The sequence below is a fragment of the Georgenia sp. 311 genome (assembly GCF_006151955.1).
GTDB classification, from domain to species: Bacteria; Actinomycetota; Actinomycetes; order Actinomycetales; family Actinomycetaceae; genus Oceanitalea; species Oceanitalea wutianyii.
Map to the genome: position 1 here is coordinate 1 of NZ_VDFS01000066.1, position 17,019 is coordinate 17,019.

A 17,019-nucleotide genomic window follows, 5' to 3' on the forward strand; every position below is an offset into this window, starting at 1 on the left:
CGGGGGCCGGCGTCCGCCGGCCCCCGCACGACGTCAGCGGGTCATGCTCCTGCTCGGCGGGAGCGCGTCCAGCGTCCCGTTCGCCCGGCTGGACACCACCTCGTCGATGACGGAGTCGACGTCGTGGAACCCGGCGCCCGCGAGGGTGATGCGCAGGAAGCGCAACCGCGGCCGCCCAGGTCCCGTCGGGTGCTGGTGGAGCCGGAACGACGCCGTTCCCAGGTTCGTGACGACGATGTGCTCGGCGACATCGGCCGGTGGCAGGGAACTGTCGCCCTCACCGGCCGCGTAGGCCTCGGCGACGAACCGCTCGGTCTCCTCGAGAAGCTCTCCCACGGCCCCCGCGAGTCGCGGGTCCGGCACCGCGCGGTCGGAGAACAGCGCCGTCGCCGCAGCGACCGCCGGGTCGCTGGTGGCCCGCGACCCGAGGTGCAGCACGAACGCGATGAGTGCGTGAGAGGGGCTGTCGGGGTAGGCCTTCCTCCCGGCGGCGACCGACGCGCGCACGGCCTCGCGCAGCGCGTCGCCCAGGGCGCTGACGAAGGCGCTCTTCGTGGGGAACTGGTGGGCCAGCGCCCCCTTCGTCAGCCCGTGTCGGGCGGCGATCGCGGAGAGGCTCGCAGCCGCGTAGCCGCACTCGAGGATCTCCGCGGCCGCCGCCTCGAGAAGGGCGGCCCGGGTCTCCTGTGCCGTGCGCTGCGGCGTGGGCTGCTCGGACATCGCGCCGATCCTACGTGCCCGGCTCCGCGGGCGGGCGTTCCGCGCAGATTCGGCTACCCTCATCGCATGAGTTCGGAGGCCCGAAAACTGATCGCGCTGGGCGTCGTCGCCCTCCTCCTCGCCGCCTGCTCCGCACCCGCCGAGAGCGCCGACGGGCGCATCGACGTCACCGTGACGACGACGCATGCCGCGGACCTCGTCAGCGCGGTGGGCGGAGAGCACGTCGACGTCACGGCACTCATGGGCCCCGGCGTCGACCCGCACCTGTACCGCGCCAGCCAGGGCGACGTGCGGGCGCTCGCCGACGCCGACCTCGTCGTCTACCACGGACTCTTCCTCGAGGGGCGGATGGAGGAGGTCCTCGAGGCCGGGGCGCTCGAGCGCGTCGTGGCGCTGACCGACGCGCTCCCCGCCGATGACCTCCTCGCGTCGGCCGACCACCCGGGCCAGCACGACCCGCACGTGTGGTTCGACCCCGAGCTGTGGGTGCAGGTGGTGCCCCCGCTCGTCGCGCAGCTGAGCGATCTCGCCCCCGAGCACGCCGAGGACTTCGCCGCAGGCGGGCAGGAGTACGTCGCGCAGGCGCTCGCCGCCCACGCCGAGGCCACCGCCCTGCTCGACGCCGTCCCCGAGCGCTCCCGCCTCCTCGTCACCTCGCACGACGCCTTCGGCTACTTCGGCCGCGCCTACGGCCTCGAGGTGCGCGGCGTGCAGGGGCTGTCGACCGAGGACGAGGCGGGCGTCGCCGACATCCGGCGCCTCGTCGACCTCCTCGTCGAGCGTGGGGTGCCCGCCCTGTTCACCGAGTCCAGCGTCTCCCCGGCGAGCATCACCGCCGTCCGCGAGGCCGCCGCGGACCGCGGCTGGACGGTCGAGGTGCCCGAGGAGGGCCTGTACTCCGACGCCCTCGGGGAGCCCGGCACGCCCGCCGGGACCTACGCCGGCATGCTCCTGGCCAACGCCGAGCTCGTCGCAGGCGCGCTGGGGCCGCGATGAGCGCCCCGCTGTCGGTCCACGGGCTCACGGCCGCGTACCGCGAGGAGCCGGTGCTGTGGGACGTGTCCTTCGCCGTGCCCGAGGGCCGACTCGTCGGCGTCGTCGGCCCCAACGGTGGCGGCAAGACGACGCTGCTCAAGATCGCCATGGGCCTCCTGCGGCCGGTCGCCGGCACCGTGCGGGTCTTCGGCCGGCCGCTGGAGCGCGGGCGCCGGGACGTCGGCTACGTCCCGCAGCGGGGGAGCGTCGACTGGGACTTTCCGACGAACGCGCGCGACGTCGTCGAGATGGGCACCTACGGGCGCCTGGGCTGGCTGCGCCGCCCCGGCCCGGCCGAGCGGCGCACCGCCGAGCGGTGCCTCGAGCGCGTCGGGATGCTCGACCTCGCCGACCGGCAGATCGGGGAGCTTTCCGGCGGCCAGCAGCAACGCGTCTTCCTCGCCCGGGCGCTGGCCCAGGACGCGCGCCTCTACCTCGCCGACGAGCCGTTCGTCGGCGTCGACCACCCCACCGAGCGCGTCGTCGTCGACCTCCTGCGCGAGCTCCGCGACGAGGGGCGGACCGTCGTCGTCGTCCACCACGACCTCGCCACCGTGGCCGAGTACTTCGACACCGTCGTCCTGCTCAACCGCGAGCTCGTCGCTGCCGGCCCCACGGCCGAGGTCTTCACCGCGGAGAACGTCGCCCGCACCTACGGCGGGGCAGTCCTGCCCTTCGGGGGGAGCGCGGGCGATGGGTGAGGTCGCCGGGATGCTCGGGGACTACACGCTGCGCACGGTCGCCCTCGGGGCGGCCGTCCTGGGGCTGCTCGGTGGCACGCTCGGCACCTTCGCGGTGCTGCGCCGCCAGAGCCTGCTCAGCGACGCGCTCGCCCACGCGACGCTGCCCGGCGTCGTCCTCGGGTTCCTCGTCACCGGCACCACGTCCGGCCCCGGCCTCATGAGTGGCGCGGCCGTGACGGCGGCGCTCGCGGCCGGGCTCGTCCTCCTCGTCGTCCAACGCACGCGCGTCAAGCAGGACGCCGCCCTCGCCCTCGTCCTGTCGGTGTTCTTCGGCGCCGGGACCGTGCTCCTCACCTACGTCGCCGGCACCGGGGCGTCCGGGCAGAGCGGCTTGGACCGCTTCGTCCTCGGCCAGGCCGCCAGCCTCGTCGCCTCCGACGTGCGCGTCATGGCCGCGGTCACGGCGCTCGTCCTCGCCGTCGTCGCCCTCACGTACAAGGAGCTCAAGCTCGTCGCCTTCGACCCCGCCTTCGCCCGCGCCGTGGGCTACCCGGTGCGGTGGGTCGAGGCGCTGCTCACCGGTCTCCTCGTCCTGGCCATCGTCGTCGGGATCCAGACGGTCGGCGTCGTCCTCGTCGCGGCCCTGCTCATCACCCCAGCCGCCGCGGCGCGGCAGTGGACCGACCGGCTCCCGGTCATGCTGGTCCTGGCCGCGGTCCTCGGGGCGGTGAGCGGGGCGAGCGGGGCGGTGCTCAGCGCGACGACCACCGACCTGCCCACCGGTCCGCTCGTCGTCCTCGTCGCGACCGGTCTGCTCCTGCTGTCACTGCCCGCCCGGCGCCTGCGCGGACACCGGCGCCGCACGGGGGTGGCGGCGTGAACGTCGACCTCGTCATCATCGTCACCGCCCTGCTCGTCGTCGCGCCGTGCGCGCTGCTCGGCTGCGTCCTCCTGCTGCGCCGCAAGGTCATGGTCGCCGACGCGATCTCCCACGCGGCGCTGCCCGGCATCGTCGTCGCCTTCCTGCTCACCGGCTCGTTGGGCCCGCTCGCCGCCGTCGCCGGCGCCGCGGCGTTCGGACTGCTCACCGTCACCCTCGTCGACCTCCTCGAGCGCAGCGGCACGGTCCACGGCGACGCCGCCACCGGCATCGTCTTCACCGGGCTGTTCGCCCTCGGGGTACTGCTCGTCGCCCGGTTCGGCGGCGACGTCCACCTCGACCTCGAGCACGTCCTGTTCGGCGAGATCGCCTTCGCGCCGCTCCACGTCCTCACCGTCGGGGGCGTGGACCTCGGGCCGCGCTCCTGGTGGACCACCGGCCTCGTCGCGCTCGTCGCGGTGGCGGCCGTGCTCCTGTTCTACAAGGAGCTCAAGGTGACGACGTTCGACCCCGCGCTCGCCGCCGTCCTCGGCCTGTCCCCGGTGGTCGTCCAGACCGTCCTCATGTCGCTCGTCTCGCTCACGGTCGTCGGCGCCTTCGACGCGGTCGGCGCCATCCTCGTCGTCGCCCTCCTCGCCGGTCCGGCGGCCACCGCCTACCTCCTCACCGACGGCTTCGGTCGCATGCTCACCGTCGCGCTCGGGGTCGGGGTCGTGGCAGTCCTCGGCGGGTACGGCCTCGCCGTCCTGTGGGACCTGTCGATCGCCGGGATGGTCGCCACCGTCGTCGGCGCGCTCTTCCTCCTCGCCCTCCTCGTCGCCCCGCGCCACGGGCTCGTCGGCGGGGCACTCGTGCGCCGTCGCAGGAGGCGCGAGCTGCGTCGCCGGCTCGTCACCCACGCCCGCCGCAGGCTCGGCCCGGGGGCGACGGCGGCGCAGGTCGCGGCCCGCCTGGAGTGGCCTGTCTCGCACGTGGAGCGGGTGGACGGTCCGATAGAATAGGGAGCAGGGTCTGCAGCGCTTCCGGGGTGGGAGGAGCGCAACCCCGGCTATTCCTCGTGGAGACTGTGTGTCCGTCCTGTCCTCCTATCGGCGCCTGTTCGCGCTGACTGGACCCCTGTACATCGTCATCGCCTTCCTCGCGCGCCTCCCGCTCGCGATGGCCCAGATGGGCACGCTGCTGCTCGTCGCGGGGGTGAGCGGCAGCTTCGGCAGCGGCGGCGCCGCCGCCGGCGCGTTCGCCGTCGTCAACGCGATCGCCTCCCCGGTCGCGGGCGCCCTCACCGACCGGGTGGGCCAGCGCCCCGTCCTGCTCGTCCAGTCCGTCGGCGGGTCGCTCTCGCTCATCGCGCTCGTCGTCCTCGCCGGCCAGGAGGCGCCGTGGGAGGTGCTCGCCGTCCTCGCCGGTGTGGCGGGACTCTTCCTGCCGCAGGTCGGCACGCTCGCCCGGGTCCGCTGGCGTGAGCTCGCCGGCCGCCGCGGCGGGGAGCGGTTCAAGCTCCTGTCGACGGCCTTCTCCTACGAGGGTGCAGCCGACGAGGCGTCCTTCGTCCTCGGCCCGGCGCTCGTCGGCACGCTCGCCGCACTCGTCTCGCCCTCGGGCGCGCTCGTCCTCGCCGCTGCGCTGCTCGCCGTCTTCGCCACGCTGTTCGCCGTCCACCCGACCGTCGCGGTCGTCCCCGGGCACCGCGGTGCGGCGGGCTCCCGGGGGGCGCGCATCGGTCCGCTCGTCCTCGCCCTCGGCGCGGGGCAGCTCATCGTCGGCACGATCTTCGGCTCGGTCCAGTCCGGGACGACGGCGCTGGCCACCGCGGCGGGTGAGCCGGGACTTGCCGGCCTGCTCCACGCTGTCCTCGGCGTCGGCAGCGTCGTCGCGGGCCTCGCGATCGTCGTCCTGCCCGAGCGCTTCCGGCTCGCCGACCGGCTGTCCGTGTTCGCCGGCGCGATCGCGCTGCTCACCCTGCCGCTGCTCGCCGTCGACAGCCTCGGGGCGCTCGCCGTCGTGCTCGTCGTCCTCGGCCTGGCGGTCGCGCCCTACATGATCACGCTGTTCTCCGCCTGCGAGCGGGTGGCCGACCCGGGCCGGCTCGGCGCGGCGATGATGGTCCTCGCGGCGGCGACGTCGCTCGGGTACGCGCTCGGCTCGAGCACCGCGGGCCGCCTCGCCGACGTCGCCGGGCACACCGGTGCCTACCGGGTCACGGTCATCGCCGGCGCGGTCGCCTTCGTCCTGTCGCTCGTCATCCGCGCCGCCCTCCACCGCAAGGGCCGCGAGACGGAGCGGGTGCCCCACGTGACCGAGGAAACGGGCGCTGACGAGGCCACGGTGATGGTCTAGCGTCTACCGACTCTCCGGGTCCAGGCCGAGCGCGGCGCGTCCGCCGTCGACCGGCAGGACCGTGCCGGTGACGAACTCGGCCGTGAGCAGGAAGGCGACGGCGTGGGCCACGTCGCGCGGCGCACCCGCGTGCCCGAGCGGGTGCAGCTCGGCCAGCAGCCGCTGCGCCTCGGGGTGCACGGCGGCGTAGGCGGCGGAGCGGGCGGTGGTTATCGACCCGAGCGCGACGGCGTTGACCCGGATCCCCTGCGGGCCGTGGTCGACGGCCGCCGCTCGGGTCAGGCCCTCGACGGCCGCCTTCGCGGTGGCGTAGGGGAGCGCACCGCGCACCGGGCGCTGCGCCTGGTGGGAGGAGACGTTGACGATCGCGCCGGGCCGGGAGTGGGAGCGGAAATGGCGGACGGCGGCGTGGCAGCCGACCACCGCGAGGTCGAGGTTGAGGGCGATGAGGGCTGCCACCTCCTTGGCGCTCGCCGTGTCGAGGGCGGCGTCGCGGAAGACGGCGGCATTGTTCACCCAGCCGGTGAGCGGCCCGTGCTGCTCGGCGAGCTCGGCCGCCGCGGCCGCCGCCGCGGGGTCGGCCGCGTCCGCGCCGAGGCTGTGCACCCGAGGGCTGGTGCTCGTGCCCGGTGCCGGGTCGAGGTTGACGACGTGGCCGATCGTCGCGAGGTGCTCGGCGATCGCGCTGCCCACACCGCCGCTGGCCCCTGTGACGACGAACGAGGCGTTCATGCACCGACGCTAGCGACGGACGGTCGAGGCCGCGCTGGGTTTTCCCGACCGGCCGTCTGGCATGGCGAGAACACCCCTGCGTGACTAGCGTCACAAGTGGGCGCGGGCCCGTGTCCGATGCGCGACGGAGGAGAAGTCATGAAGGCGCTGGTCTACCACGGTCCGGGCAAGAAGGCGTGGGAGGAGGTGCCAGACCCGACGATCCGCTCGGCCACCGACGTCATCGTCCAGGTCGACACCACCACGATCTGCGGCACCGACCTGCACATCCTCAAGGGGGACGTCCCGGCGGTGACCGAAGGGCGGATCCTCGGCCACGAGGGCGTCGGCACGGTGGTCGAGGTCGGCTCGGCGGTGAGTCGGCTCGCGGTGGGCGACCGGGTGATCATCTCCTGCATCTCCAGCTGCGGCTCGTGCTCGTACTGCCAGGAGCGGCTGCCCGCCCACTGCCTCAACCCCGAGGGCGCGCCTGGCGTGGGCTGGATCCTCGGCCACCTCATCGACGGCACCCAGGCCGAGTACGTCCGCACGCCGTTCGGGGAGAACTCGCTGCACAAGCTGCCCGAGGGGGTGAGCGACGAGGCGGGACTCTGCCTGTCCGACATCCTGCCCACCGCCTTCGAGATCGGTGTGCGCAACGGGCGCGTCGAGCCGGGCGACGTCGTTGCCGTCATCGGTGCGGGACCGGTGGGGCTGGCGGCCATCATGACCGTGGGTCTCTACGGAGCCTCCCGCGTCATCGCGCTCGACCTCGACGACAACCGCCTCGAGCTCGCCAAGCAGTTCGGTGCGACGGACGCCGTCAACAACGGCAGCCCCGGCTGGCACGAGGAGGTCATGGGGATGACCGACGGGCTGGGCGTGGACACCGCCATCGAGGCGGTGGGCATCCCGGCGACCTTCGACGCCTCGGTCAGTCTCATCCGGCCTGGCGGCACCGTGGCGAACGTCGGCGTGCACGGTGCGCCGGTGGAGCTGCCGCTCCAGGACCTGTGGATCAAGGACGTCGCGATCACCACGGGTCTGGTGTCCGCGACGACGACGGCGATGCTCCTCAAGCTCGTCGCCCAGGGCAAGCTGACCCCGGAGCAGTTCATCACGCACCACTTCCCGATGAACGACTTCATGGACGCCTACGACACCTTCGGCCGCGCCGCCGAGACGCGGGCGATGAAGCTGGCCATCAGCCGTTGAGCAGTGCTGCGGCCTCCCGGGCACCGGCCCGGGAGGCCGTCGCGTGCGCCCCGGAGTCGGGTTCGATCCCACCCTCCGTTCAGCTGAGAGCACCGGCTGACGCCCGGTACGGTCGATCGGGCACCGAGGAGAGGGCGGTCGACTATGTGGTTGCGACGCATCGTCGCGTCCAGCGCTATCGCGGGGGCATGTTTCCTTGCTGCTGCGTGCTCGGATGCAGATTCGCAGGCCTCGGACAGCGCCACCTCGTCAGACGAGAACCCGGCTGGGGTGGGGCCGAGCAGGGTGCCCGCTGACCTGTCCTCGGAGCCACCTGCATCAGCCGAGGAGCCATCCGCTGCGCCGGCGACCTCTGCGGAGCCCGAGCCTTCCGTCACGCCCTCGCCTGGTGACCCGGCCTACGCCTGGCCTACCAGGGACGTCGCGAAGTTGGTTGAGCCGATGGGGTGGTGGCTGAATCCCATTCCGATCCCGGAGGAGCGCGCGATTGCGGAGGCGCATCCGAGGGTGATCCTCGTGAACACCTGGTACAACGTCATTCCCGCGTCGTACTACCGGGATGCCAACGGCAACCCGTCGTTCTACCACGTCTACGAGCCGATCCCTGTGGACCCGGACTGGCCGGAGGGATCGGTCGTCATTCTCGACGCGGACACCCTCGAGATGATCGAGAGCGTCCAGGTGTACCGCACCAACGACGAGATGCTCGCCGGCGGCTACTGAGCAGCGGGGCCTGCGGGCCGGCGCGTCAGGGGAGTGAGACGGCGGCGACGACCGGGCGCCACTGCTCGGGAACCAGAGGCTCCCGGGCGGCGCGCTCGCGGCCGGCGAGCCGCTCGCAGAGCGCGATCGCGTCGGTGAGCAGGTCGCGCAGCATCCCCGAGGGGTCGGGCACGCAGGCCGTGGCCAGCCCCACCGACGCGATCTCGACGACGGCCGCCCCCGGGTGGTGCGAGCCCACCGCGCCCACCTGGTCGACGAACGCCGCGGCCCACCGCTCGGCGAGGGGGACCTGGTCCAGCGCGCGGCGGCTGGAGGGGTGGAACCGCAGGTCCTCCCGCCCCTCCCGCTCGGCGCGGCGGCGCTCGCAGGACAGGATGCCCACCGCGAGGGACCGCTGGTGGTGCTCGCTCACCACCGGCAGGGCGCGGCTCGCGGCGAGCAGCGTGAGCTCGTCGTCCCAGTGCGGGTCGTCGCTGCGCAGCCCGATGACGCGCGGGATGAGCAGGGCGAGGCGTGGTCGTTCGGCGTCGTCGGTGAGGTCGTTGACCAGCCGGGCGAGGTGCGCGAGCAGCGGGTGCGTGCACGCCGGTTTGTCGCTCCACCGCTCTCCGGCGAGGTAGGAGGCGAGCTCCATGAAGCAGGCGCCGCGCCTGGGGCTGCGGTGCTTGCCGCGCGAGAGCATCGGGAGCATCTCGATGTCGGCGTCCACGTGGTCACCTCACAGCATCTCGACAATCTGACAAGTGTGGCCCCTGTCACACCCCCGGTGCAATCGCTGGGGCGGACATCGCGCGTCCGATCTGTCCGATCTCCTCGGGGTCCCCGAGCAGGCCGAGGAGGTGCTCCGCCCGTTCGTTCAGGTCGGCGCGGGCCTCCTCGGTGAGGGTGTCGGGCCGGCGCGGGGAGTCGAGGTGGCGGACGAACCGCTCGACGGCGCGGGCGGCCGCCTCCTCGCGCCCGCCCTCGAGGTGGCGCTCGGCCTGCTCGAGCGCGGTGGCGAGCTGCCGGGCGATCGGCCCGGCCACCGCGCCGTCCTCGACGTGCGCGGCGAGCGCGCCACCGAGCGCGTCGAGGGCCGCGCCGGGGTCGGTCGGCTCGGGTGCCTCGGCGCCGGTCGCGTCGACCCGCGTCCAGCCGTCCGTGGTGATCGTCGCCCGGTCGGTGAGGTCCCAGTCGTCGAAGGACCCGGGCACCTGGATCCGGTCGACGTAGACGCCGCGGCCGGAGTAGACGTCGTCGGTGGCGTAGCGCAGCCGCAGCTCGACGTCGCCGCTGAGCCCGGCGAGGTCGAAGCGCGCCTCCCACCAGCGGCCGAGCCCGTCGCCCGAGACGGTGCCCGCCGCGGGGATCGTCGTCCCACCGGCGGTGAGCGTCCCGTCCAGGGGCTGCCAGGTCGCGCCGTCGTCGGTCGAGGCCTCGACGTGCAGGAGGTCGGTCGGCTCGGTGTGGAACCACAGGTCGAGGACGAGCTCGGAGTCGCCGGTGAGGCTCACCGGGACGCTGAGGGTGCTGTCCAGGGAGTCGCCGATGCCGGAGTACCAGGCGGCGCCGCGGGTGAAGCCGGTCATCGGGTGCGCGAGCCCGGCGGCGCGGGCGACGGCGCGGCGCACCGGGTTGATGTTGCCCCAGTCGCGGCTCGGGTGGACCCGGTTGGTCATGAGGATGGCGATGGTCTCGGTGTGCGGGTCGATGACCAGGGAGGTGCCGGTGAACCCGGTGTGGCCCGCGGACTCCGCGCTCGTGAGGACGTCGTGGTAGAACCACGCCTCGAGCTCGGGGCCCAGGCCGCGGTGCGAGGAGGACAGCTGCCCGGTGTGGTCGCGCATCATCGCCTCGACGGTCGCGGCGTCCAGGACGCGCGCGCCGTCGTAGCTGCCGCCGTTGAGGAGCATCTGGGCGAAGGTCGCGACGTCGTCGGCGGTGGAGAAGACCCCGGCGTGGCCGGCGACGCCACCCAGGCGCCAGGCGCCCTCGTCATGAACCTCGCCGTGGACGAGGCCGCGCGCGGGCGTGGCCTGGTACTCGGTGGCAGCGATGCGCGGCAGCAGCTCGGCGGGCGGGTTGTACATCGTGTCGCTCATGCCGAGCGGTCCGGTGATGTGGGCGGCGACGTACTCGTCCAGGCCCTGGCCCGAGACGCGCTCGACGATCTCACCGAGCGTGATGAGGCCGAGGTCGCTGTAGAGGTAGCCGGTGCCGGGCGTGGAGGTGGGGGCGACGTCCCAGACCCGCTGGAGCGCGGCGGCCTCGTCGGGCGCGCTCCACAGGTTGATCCAGGCGGGCAGGCCCGCGGTGTGGGTGAGGAGCTGCTCGACCGTGATCGCGTCCTTGCCGTTCGCCGCGAAGGCCGGTACGTAGGAGGCCGCGGTGTCCTGCAGGTCGACCTCGCCCGCCTCGACGAGCTGCATGACCGCGACGGCGGTGAAGAGCTTGGACAGCGAGGCGAGGTCGAAGATCGTGTCGGTCCGCATGGGGACCTGCTGCTCGGCGGGCAGCTCGGTGGTCGTGTCCGCCCAGCGCACGGCGTGCCCCACGGCGGTGCGCTCGACGACGACGCCCTCGGAGGCGATGAGCGCGACAGCGCCCGGGTAGAAGGGGGTGGGCTCACGGGTGAGTCCTTCGAGGAGCGCCGGTTCGACGGCGTCGAGGCGGTGCTGGAGGAGTCCGACCTCCTCGGCGGTGCCGTCCCGCAGCACCCGCTGCGGTGCCTCCGAACGGTCCCAGCCCACCCGGTCCTCCTCGACGCCCGCGGCCGGCAGAGCCGCCCCGAGCACCGCGACGCCGAGCGCGACAGCGAGCAACCTGCGCATGACTACCCCTCCCGTAGACGCCGGCGGCCCCGCCGGCACCGACACTGTGGCGAAGCGCACACGGCAAAGTCAAGGGTTGACCATGGGAAGGCCTTTTCGGCAAACGAGTTTCGCGGGTAGGGTGCGACCCACGACGGCGAGAGCGGGGGGCGCCGTCGACCTGGCGCGACGGGGGCGGCGCAGCGGCCTGCGGGGCGGCGAGGGCGGCGACGTGCGGGCGTCGCCGTCGCCGCTCAGGGCCGCGGGATGTTGCGGAGATTGGACCGGGCCATCGCCATGACCTCCCCGGAGCCCCCGCCGAAGATCTCCTTGGTCATCGAGGTCGCGAAGCCGCGCACCTGGCCGGCCGTGATGCTCGGCGGGAGGGACAGCGCGCGCGGGTCGGTGACGACGTCGACGAGAACCGGGCCGCTGCGACCGAGAGCGTCGGAGAGGGCCTCCCGCAGCTCGCGCGGGTCCTCGACCCGCAGCGCGGGGATGCCGATCGCCTCGGCCACCCGGCGGTAGTCCACCGGCGGGGTGTCGGTCGCGTGGTCGGGCAGGCCCTCGACGAACATCTCGAGCTTGACCATCCCGAGCGTGGAGTTGTTGAAGACGACGACGGCGACCGGCAGGTCGAGGTCGCGCAGGGTGATGAGCTCGCCGAGGAGCATCGACAGCCCGCCGTCCCCGGCAAGGGCGACGACCTGGCGCCCGGCGGACGCGGCGCCGATTGCGTGGGGCAGCGCGTTGGCCATCGAGCCGTGGAGGAAGGAGCCGATGACGCGGCGCCGGCCGTTCGGGGTGAGGTAGCGCGCCGCCCACACCGTGTTCATCCCGGTGTCGACGGTGAACACGGTGTCCGGCCCGGCGACCTCGTCGAGCTGGACGGCCGCGTACTCCGGGTGGATGGGGCGCAGCCGGTCGACCTTGCGGGTGTAGGCGCCGACGACGGAGGACATGAGCTTGTCGTGGCGCTTGCGCATCGACTTGAGGAACGTGCGCGACTTCTTGCGCTTGACCAGCGGCATCAGGAGCCGGAGCGTCGCGCCCACGTCGCCGTGGACAGGGACGTCGAGCCGGGTGCGCCGGCCCAGGTGCGTGGCGTCGACGTCGACCTGCGCGGTCCGCACGTCCGAGGGCAGGAAGGCGGGGTAGGGGAAGTCCGTGCCGAGGAGGACGAGGAGGTCGGCCTGCTCCATGGCGTCCTGGCAGGCGCCGTAGCCGAGGAGGCCCGACATGCCGACGTCGAAGGGGTTGTCGTACTGGATGACCTCCTTGCCGCGCAGCGAGTGGCCGACGGGGGCGCCGAGCTGCTCGGCGAGGGCGAGGACCTCGGTGCGCGCGCTGCGGGCGCCGACGCCGACGAAGAGGGTGACCTTCCTGGCCTCGTTGATCGCCGCTGCGAGGGCGGCGACGTCCTCCTCGGCGGGCACGAGGGTGGCTGTGCCGGTGGCGGGGACGAGCGTCTGGCCGGCGTCGGCCACCGTGAGGTCCGCGACGTCCCCGGGCAGGGTGAGGACGGCGACCCCGGGCGCGGTGAGGGCGTGCTGGATCGCGCTGCGGGTGACCCGGGGGAGCTGGGCGGGGGAGGAGATCAGCTCGGAGAACACTGAGGCCTCGGTGAAGAGGCGGTCGGGGTGGGTCTCCTGGAAGAACTGGGTGCCGATCTGGGCGCTGGGGATGTGGGAGGCGATGGCGAGGACGGGCAGCCGTGAGCGGTTGGCGTCGTACAGGCCGTTGATGAGGTGGAGGTTGCCCGGTCCGCAGGAGCCCGCGCACACGGCCAGCCGGCCGGTGACCTCCGCCTCGCCTGCGGCCGCGAAGGCGGCAGCCTCCTCGTGGCGGACGTTCACCCACTCGATCCCCTCGGTGCGCCGCACGGCGTCGACGACGGGGTTGAGCGAGTCTCCGACGATCCCGTAGATCCGCTCCACCCCCGCCGCGACGAGCTGGTGGACGAGGTGGTCGGCGACGCTGGTGGCCATGGGTGCTCCTCGGTTCGGGGCGGCCATCGTCGCGCGAGCGCCCGTCCGGCGCAGGCGGAATGGGCGATTTCGCAGGTGGAAGCGGCATCTCGACACGTGCCGCCCAGTTCGGGAGAAACCTTGACCAAATTGGCCATACCGACTGGTGGACTTTTGGTTGACACCCGACAGAACCGTCTCTAGTTTCGGCGTCAGTGGTCGCCGTTGACCACGAGCCCACCTTGATGAGGAGGTGACGCACTACGCGCGCGGCCGGCGTCGACCGGCCGGAGACAGCAGAGACCGAGCCCCACCCCTTGCCACGGACGAGGGGCCCGGTCCCAGTGATGAACCCTGAGAAGGAGTTGCACCACGCTATGGATGCTAACAATTCCCGGACACGACTGCGCCGCGGGCTCGCGGCGACGGTCGCCGGGGCCCTGACGGCGGCCGGCCTCGCGGTCGCCGGTGTGCCCGCGATGGCGCACGACGGCGTCGACCACGATGCCGAGCCGGGCGCCGCGGCGGCGCTCGACTGGTCCAACTACGAGAAGGTCACCCTGACCAAGGACGTCGGCGAGCCGATCGACATGGCCGTCCTGCCCGACGGGCGGGTCCTGCACACCGCCCGCAACGGCGACGTCCGCCTCACCGACCCGAACACGGGCGTCACCCGTGTCATCAACACGATCCCCGTCTACGCGAACTCCGAGGACGGGCTCCAGGGCATCGCGATCGACCCGGACTTCGCGGAGAACAACTGGGTCTACCTCGTCTACGCCCCGGTCGAGCTCTCCGGGACCTCCCCCTCCACCGGCCGCCCCTACCCGGCCTCCACGCCGGTGGGCAACGCGCCCAACACCCTGCCCGCGGGCCAGGACGAGACGTACTGGGACCAGTGGCTGGGCTACAACGTGCTGTCCCGCTTCCAGTGGGACGCGGAGAGCAACTCCATCGACCTCGCGTCCGAGCAGGAGCTCCTCAAGGTCGAGGCCCAGCGCGGGCAGTGCTGCCACGTCGGCGCCGACATCGACTTCGACGGCGAGGGCAACCTCTACCTCAGCACGGGTGACAACACCCCGGCGAGCACCCCCGGCGCCAACGGCTTCGCGCCGAACAACGACGCCCCGGGCCTGAACCCGGGCTTCGACGCGCGTCGCGGCGCGGGCAGCACGAACGACCTGCGCGGCAAGATCCTGCGGATCGACGTCCTCGAGGAGATCGAGGCCGGCGTCGAGCCCGGACCCGGCGCCACGTACACGATCCCCGAGGGGAACCTCTTCACGGGCGAGGAGTACGACGACGTCCGCGACAAGGTCCGCGAGGAGATCTTCGTCATGGGTGCCCGCAACCCCTTCCGGATCGAGGTCGACCCGGGGACGAACTCCCTGTCGTGGGGCGACTACGGCCCTGACGCGAGCAGCGCGGTCGCCGCGGCCAACCCGAACCGCGGCCCCATGGGCTACGTCGAGTGGAACGTCGTGTCCCTGGACAACCCGGTCAACGCCGGGTGGCCCTACGTCCACGGCCCCAACGCCCCCTACAACGAGTGGGACTACGCGACGGCGAGCCCGCGCGAGTTCTTCGACCCGGAGGACCTGCGCAACAACTCGCGGTGGAACACCGGCCTCGTCGAGCTGCCCCCGGCCTTCCCGGCCACGCTGTACTACGGCGACAACCCCGGCGACCAGCCGTGGGACGAGCTGGTGAACTTCGGCACCAGCAACGGCCAGGGTCCGATGGGTGGTCCGGTCTACCACTACGACCCGGAGAACCCCTCGACCGCCAAGTTCCCCGAGTACTGGGACGAGAAGAACTTCTTCTCCGAGTTCTCCCAGGACTACATCGCGGCGTTCACGCTGGACTGGGAGTCCTTCGCGGTCACGCACATCGAGGACTTCATGCCCAACCGGGCGCTGACGTTCGACAACGTCCCGCCCATCGACAACCCGATGGACCTCGAGTTCGGTCCGGACGGCTCGCTGTACGTCCTGGACTACGGTGACGGCTTCTTCCGGGCCAACCCGGACGCCGGGCTCTACCGGATCTCCTACGCCGAGGGGAACAAGGCACCGCGCGCCACGTTCACCGCCACCCCGATCTCCTCCTCCGCGGCCCCGCTCCAGGTGGCCTTCGACGCGTCGGCCTCCGTCGACCCCGAGGGCTCGGCGATGACCTACGAGTGGGACTTCGACGGTGACGGCACCTTCGACGCCACGGGGGCCACGGCTACCCACACCTACACCGAGCTCGGCCTGTACAACGTCCGTCTGCGGGTCAGCGACCCCCAGGGCAAGTTCGGCCTCACCTCCCGGCAGATCTCCGTCGGCAACCAGGCGCCGGAGGTCTCCCTCCGCTACCCGGCCAACGGCGGGTTCTTCGACTGGGGTCAGGTCATCCCGTTCCAGGTGACCACCCAGGACGCCGAGGACGGCACCGAGACCGTCTGCTCCCGCGTGAGCTGGACCTACGGCCTGGGCCACGACGAGCACGCCCACCCGGAGTCCACCGGCACCGGGTGCCAGGGCGTCTTCCGGACCGACCCGAACTCCCCGGAGCACGGGCCGGGCGCCAACCTCTACGGCGCCGTCGTCGTCACGTACACCGACGGGGGCCACAACGGCGTCCCGGCGGCCCGTGGTGAGGCCACCGCGCGTCTCAACCCGAAGACGCAGGAGGCCGAGCACGCCATCGAGCGGCGCGGCGTCGTCTCCTACGCCGACGAGTCCGCCGGCGGCGGCAACGCCGTGCGCGGCCTCGGCAGCGGGGACTTCCTGCGCTACGACCCGGTCAACCTCGTGGGCATCGACGGCGTGACCGTCCGGGCCTCCGGCGGCGGCCAGGTCCAGCTGCGCTGGGGTGCCGCCGACGCGGCACCGTTCGCCACCGCGCAGATCCCCGCCGGCGCGGGCTGGAAGGACGTCGAGGTGACCTTCGCGGACGCCCCGACCGGCACCGGACAGCTCTTCGTCACCTCCGCGGACGAGCTCGCCGTGGACTCCCTGGTCTTCCGCGGCCCGGGCATCTCCGACGTCCAGGTCCCGACCGTCGCGCACACGCTGAACCCGGCCGCGCCGACGGGCGTCGGTGGCGTCTACAACGTCCCGGTCCGGCTCTCGGTCCAGGCCCAGGACAACGGCGCGGTCCAGACCGTGCAGTACTCGGTCAACGGCGGGACGTCCTGGTCCAACCTCGCGGCGAACCAGCAGTTCGGTGTGACGTTCTCCGACGACGGCGCGTACACGGTCCTCTACCGGGCCACGGACGCGGCCGGGCTGGTCTCCGAGGTCGGCACCGTCACCTTCACCATCGACCGCGCGGCCCCGAACGAGCCGACGGTCGAGTCGACGACGCGTGCGTCGGTCACCTCCCTGCGGACCGTCTACGGGACGCCCGGCGAGGTCGTCGTCACCGTCTCGGGTGAGGGCGGTACGCCGTCCGGTGAGGTCGTCGTCACGAGCGGTGGCCGTGAGGTCGGGCGCGGGACGCTCAGCGAGGGCTCGGCGACCGTGGCGCTCGACGAGCGCCTCGCCGTCGGGACGCACACGCTGGGTGTCGCCTACCTGGCCGACGGGACCTTCAAGGCCTCGCAGACCACGGCACGGCTCATCGTCACCAAGGCGTCGACCGTCCTCACCGCCGAGGTCGCGTCGGTCAAGCCGGCCGTCGCGGCGAAGGTCGACATCCACGCCGAGACCGTGACGGGCCTGCCCGGGTCCGGCGAGGTCACCGTCCAGGTGAAGCGCGGTGTCTCGACCGTGGCCATGCTCAAGGCCACGCTCGACGAGAACGGTGACGCCGTCGTCACCCTGCCGAGGCTGGCCGCCGGGACCTACCAGGTCACGGTGGTCCACACGGCGACCGCGAACACCACGGCGAGCTCGGTCATCACGAGCCTCGTCGTCAAGTAGTCAACCCCCTCCGTGCGGGGCCGGCCGTCCGCCGGCCGGCCCCGCACC

Annotated in this window: 13 protein-coding genes; 8 read left to right on the plus strand and 5 right to left on the minus strand. The window is 72.9% G+C overall.

Translation table 11 applies throughout. The annotated features are described in order from the left end of the window. Positions 1-33 precede the first annotated feature (33 nt). A complete protein-coding gene (locus tag FHE66_RS14860) occupies positions 34-720 on the minus strand; it encodes a TetR/AcrR family transcriptional regulator (RefSeq protein ID WP_168202706.1) in 687 nt (228 codons plus the stop codon). Between the two features lie 66 nt (positions 721-786). Between FHE66_RS14860 and FHE66_RS14865 the strand changes: the two genes are divergently transcribed. The 5 genes from FHE66_RS14865 (at position 787) to FHE66_RS14885 (ending at position 5,655) form a co-directional block, all read left to right on the plus strand. Beyond that, entirely contained in the window at positions 787-1,716 is a 930-nt protein-coding gene (locus FHE66_RS14865; RefSeq protein WP_139073764.1) for a metal ABC transporter solute-binding protein, Zn/Mn family, read from the plus strand. Beyond that, positions 1,713-2,456, plus strand: coding sequence for a metal ABC transporter ATP-binding protein (locus FHE66_RS14870; protein WP_139073765.1), 744 nt, complete (start codon positions 1,713-1,715; stop codon positions 2,454-2,456). The genes FHE66_RS14865 and FHE66_RS14870 overlap by 4 nt, the downstream gene beginning before the upstream one ends. Then, the gene (locus tag FHE66_RS14875; RefSeq protein WP_139073766.1) at positions 2,449-3,318 is read left to right on the plus strand and encodes a metal ABC transporter permease; all 870 of its coding nucleotides are present in this window, start codon (positions 2,449-2,451) and stop codon (positions 3,316-3,318) included. Before FHE66_RS14870 ends, FHE66_RS14875 begins: the two co-directional genes overlap by 8 nt. Next, a complete protein-coding gene (locus FHE66_RS14880; protein ID WP_139073767.1) occupies positions 3,315-4,319 on the plus strand; it encodes a metal ABC transporter permease in 1,005 nt (334 codons plus the stop codon). Before FHE66_RS14875 ends, FHE66_RS14880 begins: the two co-directional genes overlap by 4 nt. A gap of 67 nt (positions 4,320-4,386) precedes the next feature. After that, a complete protein-coding gene (locus FHE66_RS14885) occupies positions 4,387-5,655 on the plus strand; it encodes an MFS transporter (protein ID WP_218013752.1) in 1,269 nt (422 codons plus the stop codon). Positions 5,656-5,658: 3 nt separating this feature from the next. Here FHE66_RS14885 and FHE66_RS14890 read toward each other — a convergent pair whose 3' ends face one another. Further along, complete coding sequence (locus tag FHE66_RS14890; protein WP_139073768.1) at positions 5,659-6,387, minus strand: SDR family NAD(P)-dependent oxidoreductase; 729 nt, start codon at positions 6,385-6,387, stop codon at positions 5,659-5,661. A gap of 138 nt (positions 6,388-6,525) precedes the next feature. Here FHE66_RS14890 and FHE66_RS14895 point away from each other — a divergent pair, with 138 nt between their 5' ends. Further along, positions 6,526-7,581 (plus strand): zinc-dependent alcohol dehydrogenase family protein, encoded by a 1,056-nt coding sequence (locus tag FHE66_RS14895; protein WP_139073769.1) that lies wholly within the window; start codon positions 6,526-6,528, stop codon positions 7,579-7,581. Between the two features lie 516 nt (positions 7,582-8,097). Next, positions 8,098-8,304: a hypothetical protein gene (locus FHE66_RS14900; RefSeq protein ID WP_139073770.1), complete on the plus strand. Its 207-nt coding sequence runs from the start codon at positions 8,098-8,100 to the stop codon at positions 8,302-8,304. 25 nt (positions 8,305-8,329) lie between these two features. Here FHE66_RS14900 and FHE66_RS14905 read toward each other — a convergent pair whose 3' ends face one another. From FHE66_RS14905 to FHE66_RS14915, 3 genes are all read right to left on the minus strand, one after another. Further along, positions 8,330-9,013 (minus strand): hypothetical protein, encoded by a 684-nt coding sequence (locus FHE66_RS14905; RefSeq protein ID WP_230976396.1) that lies wholly within the window; start codon positions 9,011-9,013, stop codon positions 8,330-8,332. Between the two features lie 46 nt (positions 9,014-9,059). Further along, the gene (locus FHE66_RS14910) at positions 9,060-11,114 is read right to left on the minus strand and encodes a serine hydrolase (RefSeq protein WP_139073771.1); all 2,055 of its coding nucleotides are present in this window, start codon (positions 11,112-11,114) and stop codon (positions 9,060-9,062) included. Positions 11,115-11,347: 233 nt separating this feature from the next. Next, positions 11,348-13,081 (minus strand): pyruvate dehydrogenase, encoded by a 1,734-nt coding sequence (locus FHE66_RS14915; protein ID WP_139073772.1) that lies wholly within the window; start codon positions 13,079-13,081, stop codon positions 11,348-11,350. Between the two features lie 356 nt (positions 13,082-13,437). Here FHE66_RS14915 and FHE66_RS14920 point away from each other — a divergent pair, with 356 nt between their 5' ends. Next, positions 13,438-16,971, plus strand: a complete 3,534-nt coding sequence (locus tag FHE66_RS14920; RefSeq protein ID WP_176554806.1) for a PQQ-dependent sugar dehydrogenase — start codon at positions 13,438-13,440, stop codon at positions 16,969-16,971. The last annotated feature ends 48 nt before the right edge of the window (positions 16,972-17,019 follow it).